Annotated in this window: 19 protein-coding genes; 12 read left to right on the plus strand and 7 right to left on the minus strand. The window is 73.0% G+C overall.

The genetic code is table 11. From position 1 onward, the window contains the following. Nucleotides 1-2 precede the first annotated feature (2 nt). Nucleotides 3-1,352 (minus strand): hypothetical protein, encoded by a 1,350-nt coding sequence (locus KBX43_RS25760; RefSeq protein ID WP_210887544.1) that lies wholly within the window; start codon nucleotides 1,350-1,352, stop codon nucleotides 3-5. Nucleotides 1,353-1,438: 86 nt separating this feature from the next. On the opposite strand from KBX43_RS25760, the gene murD reads away from it, so the two are divergent. Then, on the plus strand, nucleotides 1,439-2,785 hold the full coding sequence (murD, locus tag KBX43_RS25765; protein ID WP_210887547.1) for a UDP-N-acetylmuramoyl-L-alanine--D-glutamate ligase: 1,347 nt from the start codon (nucleotides 1,439-1,441) through the stop codon (nucleotides 2,783-2,785). 1 nt (nucleotide 2,786) lies between these two features. Here murD and KBX43_RS25770 read toward each other — a convergent pair whose 3' ends face one another. From KBX43_RS25770 to KBX43_RS25780, 3 genes are all read right to left on the minus strand, one after another. After that, nucleotides 2,787-3,323 carry a DUF6114 domain-containing protein gene (locus KBX43_RS25770; protein ID WP_210887550.1) on the minus strand — a complete coding sequence of 179 codons (537 nt, stop codon included), beginning with the start codon at nucleotides 3,321-3,323 and terminating at the stop codon, nucleotides 2,787-2,789. A gap of 1 nt (nucleotide 3,324) precedes the next feature. Beyond that, entirely contained in the window at nucleotides 3,325-3,939 is a 615-nt protein-coding gene (locus KBX43_RS25775; RefSeq protein ID WP_030500319.1) for a DUF6230 family protein, read from the minus strand. 185 nt (nucleotides 3,940-4,124) lie between these two features. Beyond that, a complete protein-coding gene (locus tag KBX43_RS25780) occupies nucleotides 4,125-4,883 on the minus strand; it encodes a TetR/AcrR family transcriptional regulator (protein WP_210887553.1) in 759 nt (252 codons plus the stop codon). Nucleotides 4,884-5,227: 344 nt separating this feature from the next. On the opposite strand from KBX43_RS25780, the gene KBX43_RS25785 reads away from it, so the two are divergent. Then, complete coding sequence (locus KBX43_RS25785) at nucleotides 5,228-5,914, plus strand: hypothetical protein (protein ID WP_030500321.1); 687 nt, start codon at nucleotides 5,228-5,230, stop codon at nucleotides 5,912-5,914. A gap of 56 nt (nucleotides 5,915-5,970) precedes the next feature. Here KBX43_RS25785 and KBX43_RS25790 read toward each other — a convergent pair whose 3' ends face one another. Beyond that, nucleotides 5,971-6,933, minus strand: a complete 963-nt coding sequence (locus KBX43_RS25790; protein WP_113972447.1) for a hypothetical protein — start codon at nucleotides 6,931-6,933, stop codon at nucleotides 5,971-5,973. Between the two features lie 117 nt (nucleotides 6,934-7,050). Between KBX43_RS25790 and KBX43_RS25795 the strand changes: the two genes are divergently transcribed. Then, nucleotides 7,051-8,346 (plus strand): aspartate aminotransferase family protein, encoded by a 1,296-nt coding sequence (locus KBX43_RS25795; RefSeq protein ID WP_069087724.1) that lies wholly within the window; start codon nucleotides 7,051-7,053, stop codon nucleotides 8,344-8,346. Nucleotides 8,347-8,349: 3 nt separating this feature from the next. On the opposite strand, the gene KBX43_RS25800 is transcribed toward KBX43_RS25795, so the two are convergent. Next, a complete protein-coding gene (locus KBX43_RS25800; protein WP_210887556.1) occupies nucleotides 8,350-9,729 on the minus strand; it encodes an acyltransferase in 1,380 nt (459 codons plus the stop codon). Nucleotides 9,730-9,892: 163 nt separating this feature from the next. Between KBX43_RS25800 and ngcE the strand changes: the two genes are divergently transcribed. The 7 genes from ngcE (at nucleotide 9,893) to KBX43_RS25835 (ending at nucleotide 14,883) form a co-directional block, all read left to right on the plus strand. Further along, nucleotides 9,893-11,308 carry an N-acetylglucosamine/diacetylchitobiose ABC transporter substrate-binding protein gene (ngcE, locus tag KBX43_RS25805; RefSeq protein WP_043329751.1) on the plus strand — a complete coding sequence of 472 codons (1,416 nt, stop codon included), beginning with the start codon at nucleotides 9,893-9,895 and terminating at the stop codon, nucleotides 11,306-11,308. Beyond that, nucleotides 11,308-12,216, plus strand: coding sequence for a carbohydrate ABC transporter permease (locus KBX43_RS25810; RefSeq protein WP_113972445.1), 909 nt, complete (start codon nucleotides 11,308-11,310; stop codon nucleotides 12,214-12,216). Before ngcE ends, KBX43_RS25810 begins: the two co-directional genes overlap by 1 nt. Next, complete coding sequence (locus KBX43_RS25815; RefSeq protein WP_051611443.1) at nucleotides 12,213-13,118, plus strand: carbohydrate ABC transporter permease; 906 nt, start codon at nucleotides 12,213-12,215, stop codon at nucleotides 13,116-13,118. Before KBX43_RS25810 ends, KBX43_RS25815 begins: the two co-directional genes overlap by 4 nt. Nucleotides 13,119-13,203: 85 nt before the next feature. Beyond that, complete coding sequence (locus KBX43_RS25820; RefSeq protein ID WP_210887559.1) at nucleotides 13,204-13,689, plus strand: hypothetical protein; 486 nt, start codon at nucleotides 13,204-13,206, stop codon at nucleotides 13,687-13,689. Between the two features lie 85 nt (nucleotides 13,690-13,774). Then, complete coding sequence (locus tag KBX43_RS25825; protein WP_043331143.1) at nucleotides 13,775-14,146, plus strand: VOC family protein; 372 nt, start codon at nucleotides 13,775-13,777, stop codon at nucleotides 14,144-14,146. After that, nucleotides 14,139-14,459, plus strand: coding sequence for a helix-turn-helix transcriptional regulator (locus KBX43_RS25830; protein ID WP_030500330.1), 321 nt, complete (start codon nucleotides 14,139-14,141; stop codon nucleotides 14,457-14,459). Before KBX43_RS25825 ends, KBX43_RS25830 begins: the two co-directional genes overlap by 8 nt. Then, the gene (locus KBX43_RS25835; protein ID WP_113972443.1) at nucleotides 14,452-14,883 is read left to right on the plus strand and encodes an SRPBCC domain-containing protein; all 432 of its coding nucleotides are present in this window, start codon (nucleotides 14,452-14,454) and stop codon (nucleotides 14,881-14,883) included. The genes KBX43_RS25830 and KBX43_RS25835 overlap by 8 nt, the downstream gene beginning before the upstream one ends. 16 nt (nucleotides 14,884-14,899) lie before the next feature. On the opposite strand, the gene KBX43_RS25840 is transcribed toward KBX43_RS25835, so the two are convergent. Then, complete coding sequence (locus tag KBX43_RS25840) at nucleotides 14,900-15,889, minus strand: N-acetylglucosamine kinase (protein ID WP_210887562.1); 990 nt, start codon at nucleotides 15,887-15,889, stop codon at nucleotides 14,900-14,902. A 157-nt stretch (nucleotides 15,890-16,046) separates the two neighbouring features. On the opposite strand from KBX43_RS25840, the gene KBX43_RS25845 reads away from it, so the two are divergent. Both KBX43_RS25845 and KBX43_RS25850 read left to right on the plus strand, forming a co-directional pair. Next, nucleotides 16,047-16,994, plus strand: coding sequence for a MurR/RpiR family transcriptional regulator (locus KBX43_RS25845; protein WP_043329763.1), 948 nt, complete (start codon nucleotides 16,047-16,049; stop codon nucleotides 16,992-16,994). Next, nucleotides 16,991-17,740 (plus strand): sugar isomerase domain-containing protein, encoded by a 750-nt coding sequence (locus tag KBX43_RS25850; protein ID WP_030500334.1) that lies wholly within the window; start codon nucleotides 16,991-16,993, stop codon nucleotides 17,738-17,740. The genes KBX43_RS25845 and KBX43_RS25850 overlap by 4 nt, the downstream gene beginning before the upstream one ends. The last annotated feature ends 11 nt before the right edge of the window (nucleotides 17,741-17,751 follow it).

A 17,751-nucleotide genomic window follows, 5' to 3' on the forward strand; every position in this document is an offset into this window, starting at 1 on the left:
GGTCAGGTTAGGGCGGTCAGGGTTTTGGCGTAGGGGGGCGGGACGAAGTTCGGGCCGGCGGGGGTGAACACGTCGGAAGTGGCGGCCGCCTGCCAGGCGGTGTCGGGCAGGGCCGCGACCAGGGCGCGTACCACCGGGGCGTCGCGCCACTGGTCCTGCTGGGCGAGCAGGCTCAGCGCGACCACCGACTCCTCCACCTCGCCGACGCACTCGAACGGCTTGTGCCCGTCGACGCCGAGCAGCTCCCGGTAGCCGGGCACCTGGGACTCGTCGGCCAGCAGGTCGCCGCCGAAGATGCCGGTCAGCCGTTCCCGGGGCATGAACGGGGCCATGGCGAGGAACACGAAGCGGCACTTCGGGCAGTCGCGGCACCAGCGCTCGCTCGCGTCGCGCAGCTTGAACGCGGCGTTGCAGCTGGTCACCACCGCGTCGTACCGGTCGATCTCGGCGAACAGCCGGGCGATGTGCAGCTCGGACAGGGAACGCAGCAGCGAGAAGTACGGCTCGGTGAGCCCGGCGTGCTCGGCCAGCGCCGCGCGCAGCAGCCCTTCCGCCTCGACGCCCTTGGACCACTGGTGGTTGATCTCGTGGCCGTTCCAGATCAGGTTCGGGTCGGACGCCGAGCGCTCGTTCGACATCACCACCGGGCCGAGCCCGTGCAGGACGGCGGTGGCCACGGCGATCAGCGAGTTGATCGCGGTGACCGGGATGTGCCCGTTGCGCGCGCCGGCCGCGTTCAGCTCGAACAGCACCGGGTCCAGCCGCCGCCGGGCGGCCAGCGGCACCAGGTCCGACGCCTCGTTCACCGCCACGATCACGTGGTTCGGGTTGACCGAGAAGGGCACCGGGTCGAGGCCGGCGCGGCGCAGCGCCTCCAGCGTGACGATGGAGTCCTTGCCGCCGCCCACGGCCGACAGCGGCGGCCGGTCGGAGTTGTCCAGCGCCGGCGCCGGATCCACCGTCCCGGCGGGCACCTCGGGACGCAGCTCCAGCACGTGCGGCAGCTCGTTGCGGTACGCGTACTCGGCGAGGCCCTTGGTGTAGACGGCGGTGACCAGCTCGACGGCGGCGGCGCCCAGCGGCGCGGGCAGCACCAGCCGGGGTGGCGCGGCGGCCTTGTAGTAGCTGACACCGGCGACCACGTGCAGCAGCTCCAGCACCCGCGCCAGGGTGGCCGCCGTGGTGTCGGAGACCGGCTCGGCCGGCAGCGGGAGCGTGATCACCTCGGTGAATCGCTGCTCGCCGTCGGGACCGGTCAGGGCGTAGTCGAACAGGACCTCGCCGGTGGCGAAGTCGATCGAGTAGGACGGGAAGGTGAAGGCGTCCATCCGCCGCAGCTGCTCGTTGGGCACACGCCATACTAGGCCCTGGTTCGTCCGCCCGTGTCCGGCTGGGCCGACCCCCACCGCCGTGCACCGACCGAGTCCGAGGAGAGCCCGTGCGCCTGTCTGATCTGCGCGGACGTCATGTCGCCGTCTGGGGCGCCGGCCGCGAGGGCCGGGCCGCGGTGACCGCGATCGCCGCGCACGGGCCGGCCGGCCTGGTCGTCGTCGACGACAGCGCCAACTTCCTCACGCTGCCCTGGGAGGGTCCGCTGGCCGACGCGGCGCCGCTGGTGACCGGCGAGGCGGGCTTCGACCGGCTGGCCGCCGCGGACGTGGTGGTCCGCTCGCCGGGCGTGCCGAACACGCACCCGTGGATGGTGGAGCTGCGCCGCCGGTCCGTGCCCGTCACGCAGGGCAGCGCGCTGTGGATGGCCGACCACGCGGACCGGACCGTCGGGGTGACCGGCAGCAAGGGCAAGAGCACCACGTCCAGCCTGATCAGCCACCTGCTCACCGCGATGGACCGGCCGAACGTGTTCGGCGGCAACATCGGGGTGCCGCTGCTGGACCTGCCGGAGGCGGAGCTGTACGTGCTGGAGCTGTCCAGCTACCAGTGCGCCGACCTGACCGACTCGCCCCGGGTGGCGGTGGTGACCGCGCTGTTCCCCGAGCACCTGGACGCGCACGGCGGTGAGCGGGAGTACTACCGGGACAAGCTGAACCTGGTCGCGCACGGCCCGCACGCCGTGGTGGTCAACGGCGCCGACCCGCGCCTGGCCGCGGAGCTGGGCGACCGGGCCGCGATCCGGGCCGGCTCGCCGGACACCACGCACGTGTCCTCCGGCCCGGACGGCACGCAGTGGTTCCACCTGCGGGACACGCCGCTGTTCCCGCGCGCGGTGCTGCCGCTGGTCGGGCGGCACAACGAGGGCAACCTCTGCGTCGCGCTCGCCGTGCTGGACGCGCTCGGCGTCGACGTGGTGGCGCGCAAGGACAGCCTCGCCGTCGCGGTCGCCGAGTTCCAGGGCCTGGCGCACCGGCTCACCGAGATCGCCGACCCGTCCGGGCTCACGTTCGTCGACGACACGCTCGCCACCAGCCCGTACGCGGCCATGCACGCGATCGACGCGTACGAGGGGCGGCCGTTGACGGTGATCGTCGGCGGCGCCGACCGGGGGCTGGACTACAGCCCGCTGCGCGCGCACCTGGCCGACCGGGAGATCACCGTGATCGGCGTGCCGGACAGCGGCCCCCGCATCGTGGAGGCGCTGTCCGGGCTGCCGTCGGTGCGTACCGAGCTGGCCGACGACCTGGTCGCCGCCGTCGGGCTGTCCCGCAAGCTCACCCCGGCCGGCGGGGTGGTGCTGCTGTCCCCGGCCGCGCCGAGCTACGGCCGGTTCCGCAACTTCGAGCACCGCTCCGAGGTGTTCGCGCAGGCGGTGGCGGACACCGCCCGCTGAGTCAGCCGCGTTCCGCCCGGGCGTCCCGCGACGGCCCCGGCTCGGCCGACAGGAGCGCGTCGAGCGACTCGGTGGGCGCCGAGCTGTCCACCGGTCCACGCGGCCCGGGCGCGGTGGCGGCGACCGCCGTGCCGGCGGCGGGTGTCGCCTCGGCGCGGGCCGGCCGCTGCTTGACCGGGGTCCAGGCGAACGCGAGCGCCCCGCCCACCAGCGCCAGCAGCATGCCGACCAGGAACCCGCCCAGGTTCGAGGTCAGCCAGGAGACCAGCCCGAGCACCAGGGAGAGCACCGCGTAGAAGACCCGTTGCTGCGGGGTGGTGATCAGCAGCACGCCGCAGATCACCAGGATCGCCGGGACCAGGTACGCGGCCAGGCCCTGCGGCCCGACGTGCAGCAGGACGCCGAGCGGCGCGCGCAGCGTCACCAGCATCTCCGCGCCGCCGAGCGCGATGAGCAGCCCGGCGGTGAACGGTCGCGCGCGCCGCCAGCGCCGCCAGCGTGCGCGGACGCCGGCAGCCGTGTGCTGTCCCGGGCTCATGTCAGCACCCGTCGGAGCTGAAGCCCATGCGCAGGTTGGGCAGCGTGAAGATCGCGGCGGTGGTGGCGTAGTTGTTCTGCCGCAGGTTGGTGATGGTCACCGTGTCGGCCTGCTGGGCGAACACGCCCGGGTTGCCCTTGACCCCGGGGACCTTGTCGACGGTGCTGGCGTCCTGCCCGACGTCGATGTTCTTGAAGGAGGCGTTGCCGGCGATCTCGTCGCCGTCGACCACGAGCGTGCGGGCGGTCACCGGCTTGCCGGAATTGCCGGCGGTGATCCGCAGGTTGGTTCCGCCGAGGTTGATGCTCTGGCAGAGGTTGGTCAGTTCGGCCTTGTCGATGGCCGAGACGATCACGAGCACCTGCCCGCCGGTGTCGCCCTGGTTGGGGCTGTCCGGGATCATCTGGTCGAGCGTGGCGAACTGTTCGAACCCGGTCCCCTCCAGCTTGTCGGCGGTGACGGTGAACGGCATGCCCGAGATGGCGAACTGCGCGCCGAGGACACCCTGCGCGGTGAGCATCACCATGCCGGCCGCGCCGACGGTCACGGTGCCGAGCGTGACGGCGAACCGGCGCCAGCGTACGCCGCTTCTCGGTTGATCGATCTGCTCCGACATGCTGGCTCCCTTTCGAGATCAATTCATCCGCGACGATGTGAATTGGATTCGCGGGGCGTCCGCGCCGGGTGGGCGCAGGCCGAAGTTACCGCTGAGTAAAGGGCCGGTCAACTGCCTGTAGCAGATCATTGGACGGCATTTGCCAAAAGCGGCCAAAGTGAAAAACCGCTGCGGTTTCTGATCGGTCAGGGATGAGCGGGCGGCGCGCACGGCGCCGTGGCGGCCGGTCCGTCGTCCGGTCGGGCGGCCCGGGCGGCGCGCCGGGCGCCCTCGGGACCGAGGAACGGCGCGGTGGCCGCGTACGTGAGCACCGGCAGCAGCGCCGGCAGCTCGTCGGGCCGCCCCTGCGCCACCCGCTCACGGATGGTGGCGTGGATGCCGCCGACCACAGTGGACACCAGCGCGTCGCGATCGACCTCCGCCGGCTCCGGACCGGTGCCGGCGAAGAACCGGCGGAAGCTGCGCAGCAGCGCGTCGCGTTCCCGGCGCGCGTCCGGGCCGGCCGCGTCCACCTCGACGAGTGCCATCCGGGCGAACGCGGGCACGCTCGCCAGCACGTCGAGCAGCGTGCGCAGCGCCGCGCGTGCCGCGTCCGGCCAGGCCGGGCCGGCGTCGCGGTAGGCGTCCTCCATCAGGTGCGACACCACGGCGATGCCGTGCCGGTACGCGGCCAGGAACGCGTCCTGCTTGCCGTTGAACAGCGCGTAGAACGCGGGCCGGGTGACTCCGGCCGCGTGGCAGATGTCGCTGACCCGGGCGTTGTCGTACCCCCGGGCGGCGACCTCCCGGACCAGCCCGTCGAAGAGGCGGTCGCGCTGGGTCGCCGCCACCTCCTCGGCCGGCACCCGGCGCGGGCCGCGCTTGATGGCGCGGTCCGGGTCGCGGCCGTGGCGGGCGCCCGGCAGGGGTGCGGGTGCCGGTGACGGCGGGCTCGGGATGGTCACCTGTCGACCTCTCTCGATGCGTTGACTTTACGACCCTCCGGGGTTTATAACTTTCGACACGCTCAGTTCACGCCCCGTCACCGCTGGTGATCTCTCCTCGTCGGTCACCCCGTACGTGTCGAAGGAGGGCCGGATGGCTGCCATTATCGCCGCGCGCACCCGTCCCCCCAAGGCCGGAAAGACCGAGGTGACGCGGCGTCGCCGCACTGCGCCACGCCGCCCGGCCCGCTGAGGCCGCAACGGCGCACCACCACCATCGGCGGCCCGGCCGCCGCACCCACCGGCTCCGTCCATCCCGGACGCCGCCGGAACCGTTTCCTGTCCCACCGCCGGAAGGAACAACCATGCCCAGGTACGGACGCATCGGCGCGGGTCTCGCCGCCCTGGCGCTGCTGACCGGTCTGGTCGGCGCCGCCCCCGCCACCGCCGCACCCACCACCTCGCTGGCCAGCAACGTGCTGACCTACCCGACCGTCGCCGGCACCGCCGTGTCGGTGGGCGACGTCATCCAGGCCAGCCTGCGCAGCGGCACGAACGCCACGTTCTACTCCTCGTCCAGCGGCACCACCGGCATCAAGTGCGCCGCGTCCAGCTTCAGCGCCAAGGTGCTGACCAACCCGACCGCCCCCGGCACCGCGACCGAGAGCCTGACCGCGCAGTCGTTCTCCAGCTGCACCACGAACGTCTTCGGCACCACCGGCGTGCAGAGCATCACCGTCAACAACCTGCCCTACACCACGTCGGTGACCAGCGCCGGCGTGGTCACCATCGCCGGCACGGCGGCCGCGCCGATCCAGAGCACCGTCGTGCTCAACTCGCTGCTCGGCGCGATCACCTGCGTCTACCGCACCAGCACGAACACGCTGACCGGTACGGCGTCCAACGGCACCAACTCGATCACCTTCACCAACCAGACCCTGACCAAGTTCTCCGGCCCGTCGCTGTGCTTCGGCACCGCGTACTTCACCGCCTCGTACTCGCCGGTGAAGGACACCAGCAAGACCGGCAGCCCGGCGGTCTACGTCAACTGACACCCGCTCCCGGGCCGGTGCGCGGCGGTACGCCGGGCGCCGGCCCGCACGCCGGTTCAGCCGGCCGTCAACGTGGCGTGCAGCGCGCGCATCGACCGCAGCGCCGACCGGATCTCCTGCAGGTAGCGGCCCGGCGTCAGGGTCGGCTCCGGCACGTCGACAGCGGCCCGGGCGGCCGGGTCCACGCCGACTGTCTCGATGCCGCACCCGTACGGCACGGCGAGCGTCCGCAGCGCGTCGCAGTGCTGGAACGGCACGTAGATCGGTGCGGTCACCATCAGCACCTCGTCGCCCGCGCGCAGCCGCACGTGCTCGGCCCAGAACCGCTGCGTGTCGGCGGTGTGCGCGCGACGCCGGTCCGGCTCGCTCGACGGCGCGGCGAGCACCCGTACCGGGGGCAGCCCGGCCGGCCGGTAGGTGCGCGAGGACCAGGACCGGTGCGGATGACCGGCGGGCTCGCCGCGCTCGTCGTCCGGCTCGGCCACCCCGAACGCCAGCCGCACCCCGGCGTCGAGGACGTCGACCTCGGTGGCGCAGCCGGACACCCCGGCCGCGTCGAGCGTGCGGCACTCGGCCGCCGAGAGCGGCCGGAAACTGCCCAGCACCGCCACCTCGCCGGTCACCCCGGCCGCCGTCCGGGCCAGCATCGCCGCGTACGCGGTGCGCCGCAGGCAGGCGTGCGCCAGCCCGCCGAGCACCAGCAGGTGCGCGTACCCGGATCGGGCCGGCGCGACGGCGCGGACCAGGCCCAGCGTGGCGGCCGCGCGCAGCACCAGCCCGGCGGTGGCCGGGTCGAACGCCGGCTCCCGGGCGTCCGGGCGCTCCCGTCCCTGCCGGAAGTCCCAGCGGCGGGCGGAGAACACGTCCAGGCCGGCCAGCACCGCCGCGAGGTCGCCGTCGGGCCAGTCGCCGCCGAAGTGCGCCACCAGATCCCGCACCGGGGCGGACTCCACCCAGGACCGGATCCCGGCCAGGAGGTCCGCCCGCGTCGTCCCCGCCACGCCGCCCGGCAACGTCACCTGATCCGTCCGCACCCGCCGGATGCTACCGCCGGGCCGGCCCGCGAAGTGCCGGTTGTCCCGGCCCCGGTCGTGGTGGGAACGTGCGGGGATCCACCTCCGCTGAAGGGTGCGCCGATGACCTCCGACGACCTGCTGGCCCGGCACCGCGCCGTGCTCCCGTCCTGGATGCCGCTCTACTACGCCGAACCGCTGGAACTCGTCGCCGGGTCCGGTCGCCGGGTCACCGACGCGGCCGGCCGGACCTATCTGGACTTCTTCGGCGGCGTGCTGACCACGATGGTCGGCCACGACATCCCGGAGATCCGGGAGGCGGTCGAGCGGCAGCTGCGGACCGGGCTCGTGCACACCTCCACGCTCTACCTGATCCGCCGGCAGGTCGAGCTGGCCGAGAAGATCGCCCGGCTCTCCGGCATCCCGGACGCCCGCGTGTTCTTCACCAACTCCGGCACCGAGGCGAACGAGGCCGCGCTGCTGGTCGCCACGAACCACCGGCGCTCGCACCAGATCCTCGCGGTGCGCAACAGCTACCACGGCCGGTCGTACGCGACGATGGGCGTCACCGGCAACCGCGGCTGGTCGGCCAGCGCGCTGAACCCCTTGCAGGTGGCCTGGCTGCACTCGGGGGAGCGGCTGCGCGGGCTGCTGGCCCGGCTCGACGCCGCCGACCGGGTCGACGCGGCGGTCGAGGACCTGCGCGAGGTGCTCGCCACCCAGACCGCCGGCGAGGTGGCCTGCCTGATCGCCGAGCCGGTCCAGGGTGTCGGCGGCTTCGTGCACGGCCCGGACGGGCTCTTCGCCGCCTGGAAGAAGGTGCTCGACGAGCACGGCATCCTGCTGATCAGCGACGAGGTGCAGACCGGGTGGGGCCGTACCGGCGAGCACTTCTGGGGCTACCAGGCGCACGGCGTGACCCCGGACCTGCTCACCTTCGCCAAGGGCATCGGCAACGGCTTCGCGCTCGCCGGGGTGGTCGGCCGGGCCGAGGTGCTGGAGTCGGTGCCGGCGATCAGCTTCTCCACGTTCGGCGGCAACCCGGTCTCCACCGCGGCCGGCAACGCGGTGCTCGACTACCTGCTCGACCACGACCTCCAGGGCAACGCCGCCCGGGTCGGCGCGATCCTCGGCGACGGCCTGCGCGCGGCCACCGCCGGTCTGGACCGGGTCGCCGAGGTACGCGGCAAGGGCCTGATGCTCGCCGTCGAGTTCGTCCACCCGGGCACCGTCGAGCCGGACGCGGCGCTGACCACCCGCGTGTTCGAGGCGTGCCGGGCCGGCGGCCTGCTGGTGGGCAAGGGCGGCCTGTACGGCAACGTGATCCGGATGGGCCCGCCGCTGACGCTCACCGAGGACGAGGCCCGGGAGGGCCTGGCGATCCTGGTCGACGCGATCCGCGCCTCGATCGAGGCGTGACCATCAGCCCGGCCGGTCCCGTCCGGACCTGAGCAGCCGCAGCAGACCCGCCCCGGCCAGGTACGCCACCAGCGCCGGGGCGGGCAGGCCCAGCGGCTCTGGTCCCTCTTTGGGCGTGAGGCTGTTCAGCAGCAGGCCGACGAGCACGCCCGCGTACCCGGCGAGGGCCAGCCCGGCGCGCAGCCGCCGCCTCCCGACGCCGGCCGGGCCGGTCGCGGCCGGACGGCGGGTCCGGGCCTCGACCGGGCCGAAGACGGCGACCAGCACGGCCAGCACCGCGGCCAGCGCGAGCAGCCACGGTACGCGCCACGCCCACCAGGCCGCCGAGCCGACCGGGGGAGTGGGCAGCACGCCGAGCGCGTCCAGCAGGCCGACCAGCAGCACCGCGGCGGTCAGGTGCCAGAGGAACAGGGTGAGCACCACGGCGTTGACCGCGAGCACCGCCTGCCAGGGGCCGGACCGGCGCAGCCAGCGCCCGGCCGGGCGCCGCAGCAGCAGGATCAGGCCGAGCTGGGCGGCCGCGGCGGCCATCAGCGCCAGGCTCGGCGGCGCCGCGTTGTCCAGCCGCTCGCCGGGGACGTGGAGCATCGCCACCGGGTACGGTCCGGCCACCGTGAGCAGAACCAGCGCGACCAGGCCGCCGCCGAGCAGTACCGCCCCGGCCCGGCCGGACAGCGGCAGCCGGCGGCGGAACAGGCCACGCGGCGCGGCGTGTCCGGCGCGGGTGTCCGGCCGGGCGGCGTCGTACCAGGCGAACCCGACCTGGTGCACGGCCAGCCAGCCCAGCAGGTAGTTGCCGTCGGCGAGCACGGCCGGGCCGAGGAGCCGGCCGAGGTCGCCGAGCGCGACCAGGGCCACGAGCGCCACCGGCACGGCGAGCCCGAACCGGCGGTGCAGCGCGTACATCGGCGGGGTCAGCGCCACCACCGCGACGTAGGCGACCAGGAACCACAGCGGGATGGTGGCGAACCAGATCACTTCGCGCACCTGCGCCGCGTCGGCGCCGCGCAGCGTGGCGATCCCCGCTCCCGCCGCCAGGACCAGCAGCAACACGGTGGTGGGGCGGATCAGCCGGGCGCTGCGGTCGACCAGCCAGCCCGTCGCCGAGCCGCCCCGGCGGCGGCGTGAGGTGAGCGAGGCGGCGTTGGCGTAGCCGCCGACCAGGAAGAACACCGGCATCACCTGGGCCACCCAGGTCAGCGGCCAGGCCCAGCGCAGGTCCGCCAGCGCGGAGTGGCCGGCGGGGCGGCCGTTGTCGTACCCGATCACCGTGACGCCCCAGTGGCCGAGCACGACCATGGTGATGGCCAGCGCCCGGAGCAGGTCGATGTAGCGCTCCCGCCCCGGCGGCGTGCGTTGCGCGAGCTGCCGCAGGCGGCGCATGAAGTCAGGCTAGGCCAGCGCGCCGCGACCGGTACGGATAACGGATCGGTCGAGAGGGGTTGTGGTCCCCGTCGCACTGTCGTAGAAATTCTTCAGTGGAAATGCCTTATGTGAAGACAAGCGACAGATCGTTCACCGGGCGTACCCGAACCGAGGAGATGCGATGAACAGGCGTGAGATCCTTCGGCGCAGCGCCGCCGCCGGCCTGCTGGCCACCCCTGCCGCCGGCCTGCTCGCCGGCTGCGCCACCTCCGGTGGCGGCGACGAGGGCGACGGCGGCGCGTACAAGGGCACGAAGAGCGAGCAGAACCCGCTCGGCGTGGCCGAGGACGCCCCGCTGGAGGTGGTGATCTTCAACGGCGGCTTCGGGGAGGACTATGCCAAGGCCCACGAGGCCATGTACAAGGAGCGGTACCCGAAGGCGGAGATCAAGCACTCGGCCACCGCGGAGATCAGCAAGACGCTCCAGCCCCGCTTCGTCGACGGCAGCCCGCCCGACGTGGTGAACAACTCCGGCGCCGGCCAGATCGACTTCAACGGCCTGGTCTCCCAGAACGCGCTCGCCGACCTGGGCGAGCTGCTCGCCGCCCCCAGCCTCGACACGCCCGGCAAGACGGTCAAGGACACGCTGCTGCCCGGCACCGTGGAGGTCGGCTCCTACGACGGCCGGTTCCTGGTCCTCAACTACACCTACACGGTGTACGGCATCTGGCACTCCACCAAGCTGTTCGCCGACCGTGGCTGGGAGGACGCCAAGACCTGGGACGACCACATCGCGCTCTGCCGCCGGATCAAGGCCGCCGGCATCGCCCCCTGGACGTACGCCGGTGTGCACCCCCGCTACATGAGCTGGCCGCTGATCTCCACCGCGATCAAGCTCGGCGGCCCGTCCGTCGCGCTGGCGATCGACAACCTGGAGCCGAACGCCTGGAAGTCGGACGCGATGAAGACCGCCGCCGACGCCTGGCACCAGATCGTCAAGGACAAGTTCATCCTCGCCGGCTCCCCGGGCCTGGACCACAAGCAGTCGCAGACCGCCTGGTGCCAGGGCAAGGCCGCGTTCATCTCCTGCGGCTCCTGGCTGGAGAGCGAGCAGAAGGACGTCACCCCGCCCGGCTTCAACATGACGGTCGCGCCCACGCCGAGCCTGGGCAGCGGCGACAAGCTGCCGTACGAGGCGATCCGCGGCACCGCGGGCGAGCCGTTCATGGTGCCGGCGAAGGCGAAGAACGTAGCCGGTGGCCTGGAGTACTTCCGGACCATGCTGTCCCGCAAGGGCGCGCAGGACTTCACCAAGAAGGTCGCCAGCCTGCCCGTGGTCGCCGGCGCCACCGAGGGCGTCGACCTGCCGTATGGGCTCAGCACCGTGGTCAAGGCGCTCGACGCGTCCGGGTCCAACGGCTTCAACTGGGTCTACAACAACTACTATCGCAAGCTGGAGCGCAACCTCGTCGACGCGGCCTGCGGCGAGTTCTTCAGCGGCCGGATCGGCCCGGCCGAGTTCCTCGACCAGTGCCAGAAGGGCGCCGACTCGATCGCCGGAGACAGCTCGGTCAAGAAGTACAAGCGGTCGGCGTGATGCGACAGGGCCGCCTCCCCCTGATCCTCACGTTCCTGCTGCCCCCGCTGGCGCTGTACGGCATCTTCGTGCTCTCGCCGTACCTCCAGGCTTTTCAGATCTCCACCACCGACTGGATGGGCTACTCCGCGCAGGCCGACCCGGTCGGCATGGCGAACTTCCGCACGCTGCTGCACGACGGGTACGTGTGGAACGCCCTGAAGAACAACGCGATCCTGCTCGCCGTGGTGCCGGTGGTGACGATCGGGCTGGGCCTGTTCTTCGCCAGCATGCTCACCATGGGCGGCCGCCGGGGCCGGGCCGGGGTGACCGGGGTGCGGGGCACCTCGGTCTACCGGCTCGTCTACTTCTTCCCGCAGGTGCTCTCCGTGGTGATCATCGCGCTGCTCTGGAAGGAGATCTACAGTCCGACGAGTGGCCTGCTCAACGGCGCCCTGCGCGCCGTCGGGCTGGCCACTCCGGCCTGGCTCGGCGACCCGCGCTTCGCGTTCTGGTGCGTGCTGGCGGTGATGGTGTGGAGCAACGTCGGCTTCTACGTGGTGCTCTTCGGCGCCGCCATGCAGGCCATCCCGCGTGACATCTACGAGGCGGTGCTGCTCGACGGCGCGTCCCGCACCACGATGCTGCGGAAGATCACCATTCCGCTGCTCTGGGACACCATCCAGGTCGCGTGGATCTACCTGGCCATCGCGGCGCTGGACGGCTTCATCCTGGTCCAGCTCATGACCAACGGCGGGCCGAACTTCTCCTCCGACGTGATCGGGCTGCGGATGTACGACACGTCGTTCGGCAGCGAGAACAAGTTCGGGTACGCCTCGGCGATCGGTGTGGCGATGTTCTTCCTGACCCTCTCGGTGGCGGTGCTGGCGCTGCGCACCGCCCGGCGCGATCGGATCGAGTACTCGTGACCACCGTGGACACCGGCGCCCCGGGCGCCGAGGCGACCCGCGCGGCGACCCCGGCCGACCGTCCGCCCCGGCGTGAGCTGGGCGTGGCGAACGTCTTCTCGCACGGCTTCCTCATGCTCTGGGCGGCCATGACGGTGCTGCCGCTGGCCTGGATGGTGCTCAGCTCGCTGAAGAGCAACGGCGAGATCATCGCCGAGCCGTGGGGGCTGCCCGAGGCGCTGCGCTTCGACAACTGGGCGCGGGCCTGGAGCACCGCGCACATCGGCCGGTTCTTCTTCAACAGCCTGGTGGTGGTGTCCGGCTCGCTGAGTCTGACCATGCTGCTCGGCGCCACCGCCGCGTACGTCTTCGCGCGCTACGAGTTCCGCGGCCGGCAGGTGGTCTACTACCTGTTCGTCGGCGGCATGATGTTCCCGGTGTTCCTGGCCCTGGTGCCGCTGTTCTTCGTGGTCCGCAGCGTCGGCCTGCTCGGCACCTGGCCCGGCCTGATCCTGGTCTACACCGCCTACTCGCTGCCGTTCACGGTGTTCTTCCTGACCGCGTTCTTCCGGACGCTGCCGACCTCGGTGGCGGAGGCCGCGCTGATCGACGGGTGCGGGCACTTTCGGCTGTTCTTCCGGGTGATGCTGCCGATGGCGCGACCGGGACTGATCAGTGTCGGGATCTTCAACTTCCTGAGCCACTGGAACCAGTTCCTGCTGCCCCAGGTGCTCATCCCCGGCGACGGGCAGGACCGGATGCTCGCCCAGGGCCTGAGTTCGCTCGCGGTCAGCCAGGGCTACGCCGGTGACTACGCCCAGTTGTTCGCCGGCCTGACCATCGCGGTGCTGCCGGTCCTCGTGGTGTACGTGGCGTTCCAGCGTCAGGTCCAGTCCGGACTGACCGCGGGGCAGCTCAAGTGAGGTGGTTGCCACAGGCAACGGGGCAGTGGGGAAGATCGAACTGACCTAGTGTGGGCCGGCACGCTCATCTATCGACAGGAATCTCATGTTCTTCCTCATCTACACGCTGTTGCTGCTGCTCGGCGGCATCGCGATGGTCGCGGTAGGCGTGGCCGTCAAGGAACAGGGGACCGGCTCCCGCATCCTCAACGTAGTCGTCGGCCTGGCCTTCTTCGGGTACGGCTTCTACCTGCTGTTCCTCTTCGACGGCGACAGCTACCGGATCTTCTTCTACGTCTTCGTCCTGCCGATCCTGCTGATCGTGCGCGCGGTGAAGGCGCGCAAGGAGGCACGCGAGCAGGCGGCGGCGCAGCAGTTCGCGGGCGCGCCGCAGCAGCCGGGGATGTACCCGGCGGGACAGGGCCAGCCCGCGCCGTACGGCGCGCCGCAGGGTCAGCCGGCGCAGTACGGCGCGCCGCCGCAGGGGTATCCCGGTCAGGCGCCGCAGCAGCACGCGGCGTACCCGCCGCACGCCGGGCAGCCGGCGCCGCAGGGCTGGCAGCCGGGGCAGCCGGGCGGTCCGAACGCCTGAGCGGGTGGCGGAGGCCGGTCGGCAGATCCCGGCCGGCCTTCGTTCCGCTTGACCGGTAGGAAATTTCCTACCTATGCTGGCGGGCATGTCCGTCACTCACGCGCAGATCGTCTCCGTCCCCGTCGGCGACCAGGACCGGGCCCGCGACTTCTACGTCGACGTCCTCGGCTTCGACCTGGTCCGGGACAACCCGATGCCGGACGGCCGCTGGGTCCAGGTGGCGCCCCGGGGCGCGGTGACCACGCTGACGCTCGTCACCTGGTTCGACAGCATGCCGGCCGGCTCGCTGCGCGGGCTGGTGCTGGAGAGCGACGACCTCGACGCGGACGTGGCCCGGCTGCGCGAGCGGGGGGTGGCGTTCGCCGAGGACAGCGTCCAGGTCGTGCCCTGGGGGCGCTATGTCACCTTCGCCGACCCGGACGGCAACGGGCTCGTCCTGCAGGAGACCCGTGTCTGAGCCGGACGTGTTCGCGGCGCTGGCCAACCCGACCCGGCGGGAGGTGCTGCGGCTGCTCCGCGACGAGGGGGAGCAGCCGGTGCAGCGGCTCGCCGACCGCTTCGAGATGCGGCGTCCCAGCCTGTCGGAGCACCTGCGGGTGCTCAAGGACGCCGGGCTGGTGACCGAGCGGCCCGTCGGCCGGCAGCGGGTCTACGCGCTGCGCCCCGAGCCGCTGCGGGAGGTGGCCGACTGGCTCACCCCGTACGAGCGGTTCTGGCGGCAGCGGCTGGCCGGCCTGGGCGACGTGCTGGACGCGATGCCGGATGAGTGAGCCGACCCGCATCGCGGTGGACCAGTTCCTGCCGCACCCGCCCGCCAAGGTGTGGCGCGCGCTGACCGATTCCGATCTGATCGGACGCTGGCTCATGCCGAACGACTTCCGGCCCGTACGCGGGCACCGGTTCACGTTCCGGACCGACGCGCGACCCGGCCAGCGGTTCGACGGGACGGTCCACTGCGAGGTGCTGGAACTGGACGAGCCGCGCCGGATGCGGTGGGCCTGGCGCGGCGGCACGCTCGACACGGTGGTCACCTGGACGCTTGTGCCCGAGGGGCGGGGCACCCGGCTGTTCCTGGAGCACGCCGGGTTCGATCCGGACGATCCGCTTCAGCGGCGTACCTTCACGCTGCTCGACGGCGGCTGGCGTACCCACGTCTGGGCGCGCCTCGCCGCCGCGCTGACCGCGCTGCCCTGACCCGCCGCAGCGCGGGTCAGGCGGGTGGGGGCACGAGGCGGGCGTGCAGCGCCGCCGGGTCGGTCACCTCGGGCAGGTCCCGGGCGGCGAGCCAGGCCGCGGCGGCGGCCCCGTCCCCGGCGCTGAGCAGCGGCGCGTCCGGCCAGCGGCCGGCCAGCTCCGCGCGTACCGCGCCGGCCAGCGGGGTGTCGCCGGTGAGCAGCCCGCCGCCGAGCACCACGGGGTCGGCCGCTCCCGGCGGGCGGATCCGGGACACGCTCTGCGCCAGCGCCGCGGCGGCCTCGGCGATCAGCGCGACCGCCGTGGGCTCCCCGTCGCGGGCCGACGACACCACGAGCGGCGCGAGCCGGGCCAGTTCCACCGGCGGTCGCCGGGTCACCGCCTGCACCACGGCGTCGACCGTCGCGCGCGGTCGGTCGTCCACAGCGGTCGCGCCGGTCAGTTCCGACAGCACCCGTCGGCCCAGGTCGCCGGGGGCTTGTGCGCGGTCCAGACCGGTCAGCAGCCGGCGGACCGCCTCGCGGCCGAGCCAGAACCCCGAGCCGGCGTCGCCGAGCAGCCAGCCGTGGCCGTCGGCGACACGGTCCAGCCGCAGGTCGCGTACCTGGGCGGCGATCGCGCCGGTGCCGGCGATGAGCACCGTGCCGTCCGGGGCGGCGGTGCCGGAGGCGTAGGCGACCAGCGCGTCGCCGTGCACCGCGTACGGGCAGCGCAGTCCCGCCTCGGCCCAGGCGCTGGCGAACGCGTCGCGGCCGTTCGGGTCGGCCAGGAGGCGGCCGGCCCCGGCGAGGCCGATGACGCCGGCGCGTACCCGGGTCGGGTCGATGCCGGCGAGCGCCGCGCGCAGGGCGGCGAGCAGCTCGGCGGCGGCCCGGTCGGCGCCGTGACTGGTCGGGTTGCCGCCGCCGGCCCGGCCTTCGCCCAGGCGGGCGCCGTCGAGGCTGAGCGCTGCCGCGCGGGTCGACGTACCCCCGACGTCGAGGCCGACCACGACGGTGTCCGACATGGTCCCCATGCTGGTCGGCCGCGTCGCCGGACGCAAGATCGCGGTCGTGCGCCAGGTAACAGTTTGAAAACTTCGCCCACGGCCTTGACACGGAGGGGCCTTCAGTAAGAACTTTTACCACTAACAGTTAACACTCTTTTCCGAAAGGCGCCCGCCGATGGTCGAGCACGAGGTGGAGACTTCCGCGGCGACCGCGGTGGTCGATGCCGGTCCGGCCGACCGGCTGGGCGCCGACGGTGTGCTGGCCCGGGTCCGGGCCGGCGCGGGGGAGTTGACCGGCGCGCTGCGCCGGGTCGCCGAGCACGTGCTCAGCGACCCGGAGGCGGCGGCCCGGGCCACCATCGTCGAACTGGCCGAGCGCAGCGGCACGTCACCGGCGACCATCACCCGGTTCTGCCGGGCGATGGGCTTCGAGGGGTACGCCGACCTGCGGCTCGGCATCGCCGCCGAGACCGGACGGGCCCGTTCCGCCGGCTGGACCGTCGACATCGGACGCGAGATCCAGCCCGGCGACCCGCTCTCCCGGGTGCTCGACCAGATCATGGCCGCCGACACGCGGGCCATGCACGACACCGCCGCGCTGCTGGACCTGGCCGAGGTGGAACGCGCAGCGGTCGCCATCGCCGGGGCCAGCCGGGTGAACATCTTCGGGGCCAGCGGCAGCGCGCTGGTCGGCGAGGAGATGCAGTTCAGCCTGCACCGCATCGGGGTCGCGGCGTGGGCCTGGAACGACGTGCACGAGGGGCTGGCCAGTGCCGCGCTGCTGGGCGCCGGGGACGTCGCGCTCGGCATCTCGCACACCGGGCAGACCCGGGAGACGATCGAGCTGCTCGCCGAGGCCGGCAGCCGCGGCGCGACCACAGTCGCGCTGACCGGCTTCCCCCGCTCGCCGCTGGCCGAGCTGGCCGACATCGTGCTGGTCACCGCCAGTCAGGCGACCACGTTCCGGCCGGACGCGCTCTCCGCCCGGCATCCCCAGCTCGTCGTGCTCGACCTGCTCTACATCGCGGTGGCGCAGCGTACCCACGACCGCGCCCACGCGGCCTTCCGGCGTACCGCCCAGGCCGTCGACGGGCACAAGGCCGCGAAGGGGTCCCTCTCATGATCAGTGCCCAGCGGTACGCCGACGCGGTCCGCCCGGTGCTCGACCGGCTGGTCGACACCCAGGCGGTCGCGGTGGACCGGGCGGCCGACCTGATCGCCTCCGGCCTGCGCGCCGGCGGCGTCCTCCAGGCGTTCGGCGCCGGTCACTCCGAGGCGTTCGCCGCCGAGCTGGTCGCCCGGGCCGGCGGCCTGGTCCCCGCCAACCGGCTCTCCCTGCACGACCTCGTGCTGCACGGCGACGCGCCCCGCGACGTGCTCGCCGATCCGAAACTGGAACGCGACCCGGCCGTGGCGCACCAGCTCTACGCGCTGGCGGCGCCGCAGCCGGAGGACGTGTTCGTGGTCGCCTCGCAGTCCGGCATCAACGGCTCGGTGGTCGAGCTGGCGACGCTCGTCAAGCGCGGCGGCCACCAGCTGATCGCTGTCACCTCGGTCGAGCACACCGCCCGGGTAGCTCCTCGGCACCCGTCCGGGCACCGGCTCGCCGACCTCGCCGACGTCGTGCTGGACAACGGCGCGCCGTACGGCGACGCACTGCTGCCGCTCGAGGGCGGCGGCGCGGTCTGTGCGGTCTCCTCGGTCACCGCGGCGCTGCTGGCGCAGCTGCTGACCGCCGAGGTCGTACGACGGTTCCACCAGGCCGGAGAGGTACCCCCTGTCTACCTCTCCGCCAACGTCCCCGGTGGGGACGAGCACAACCTCGCCCTCGAGTCGCGGTACGCCGGGCGCCTCCGGCGGACCGCCTGACCCGACACCAC

This window comes from Micromonospora sp. C41 (genome assembly GCF_018070485.1).
Taxonomy (GTDB): Bacteria; Actinomycetota; Actinomycetes; order Mycobacteriales; family Micromonosporaceae; genus Micromonospora; species Micromonospora chalcea.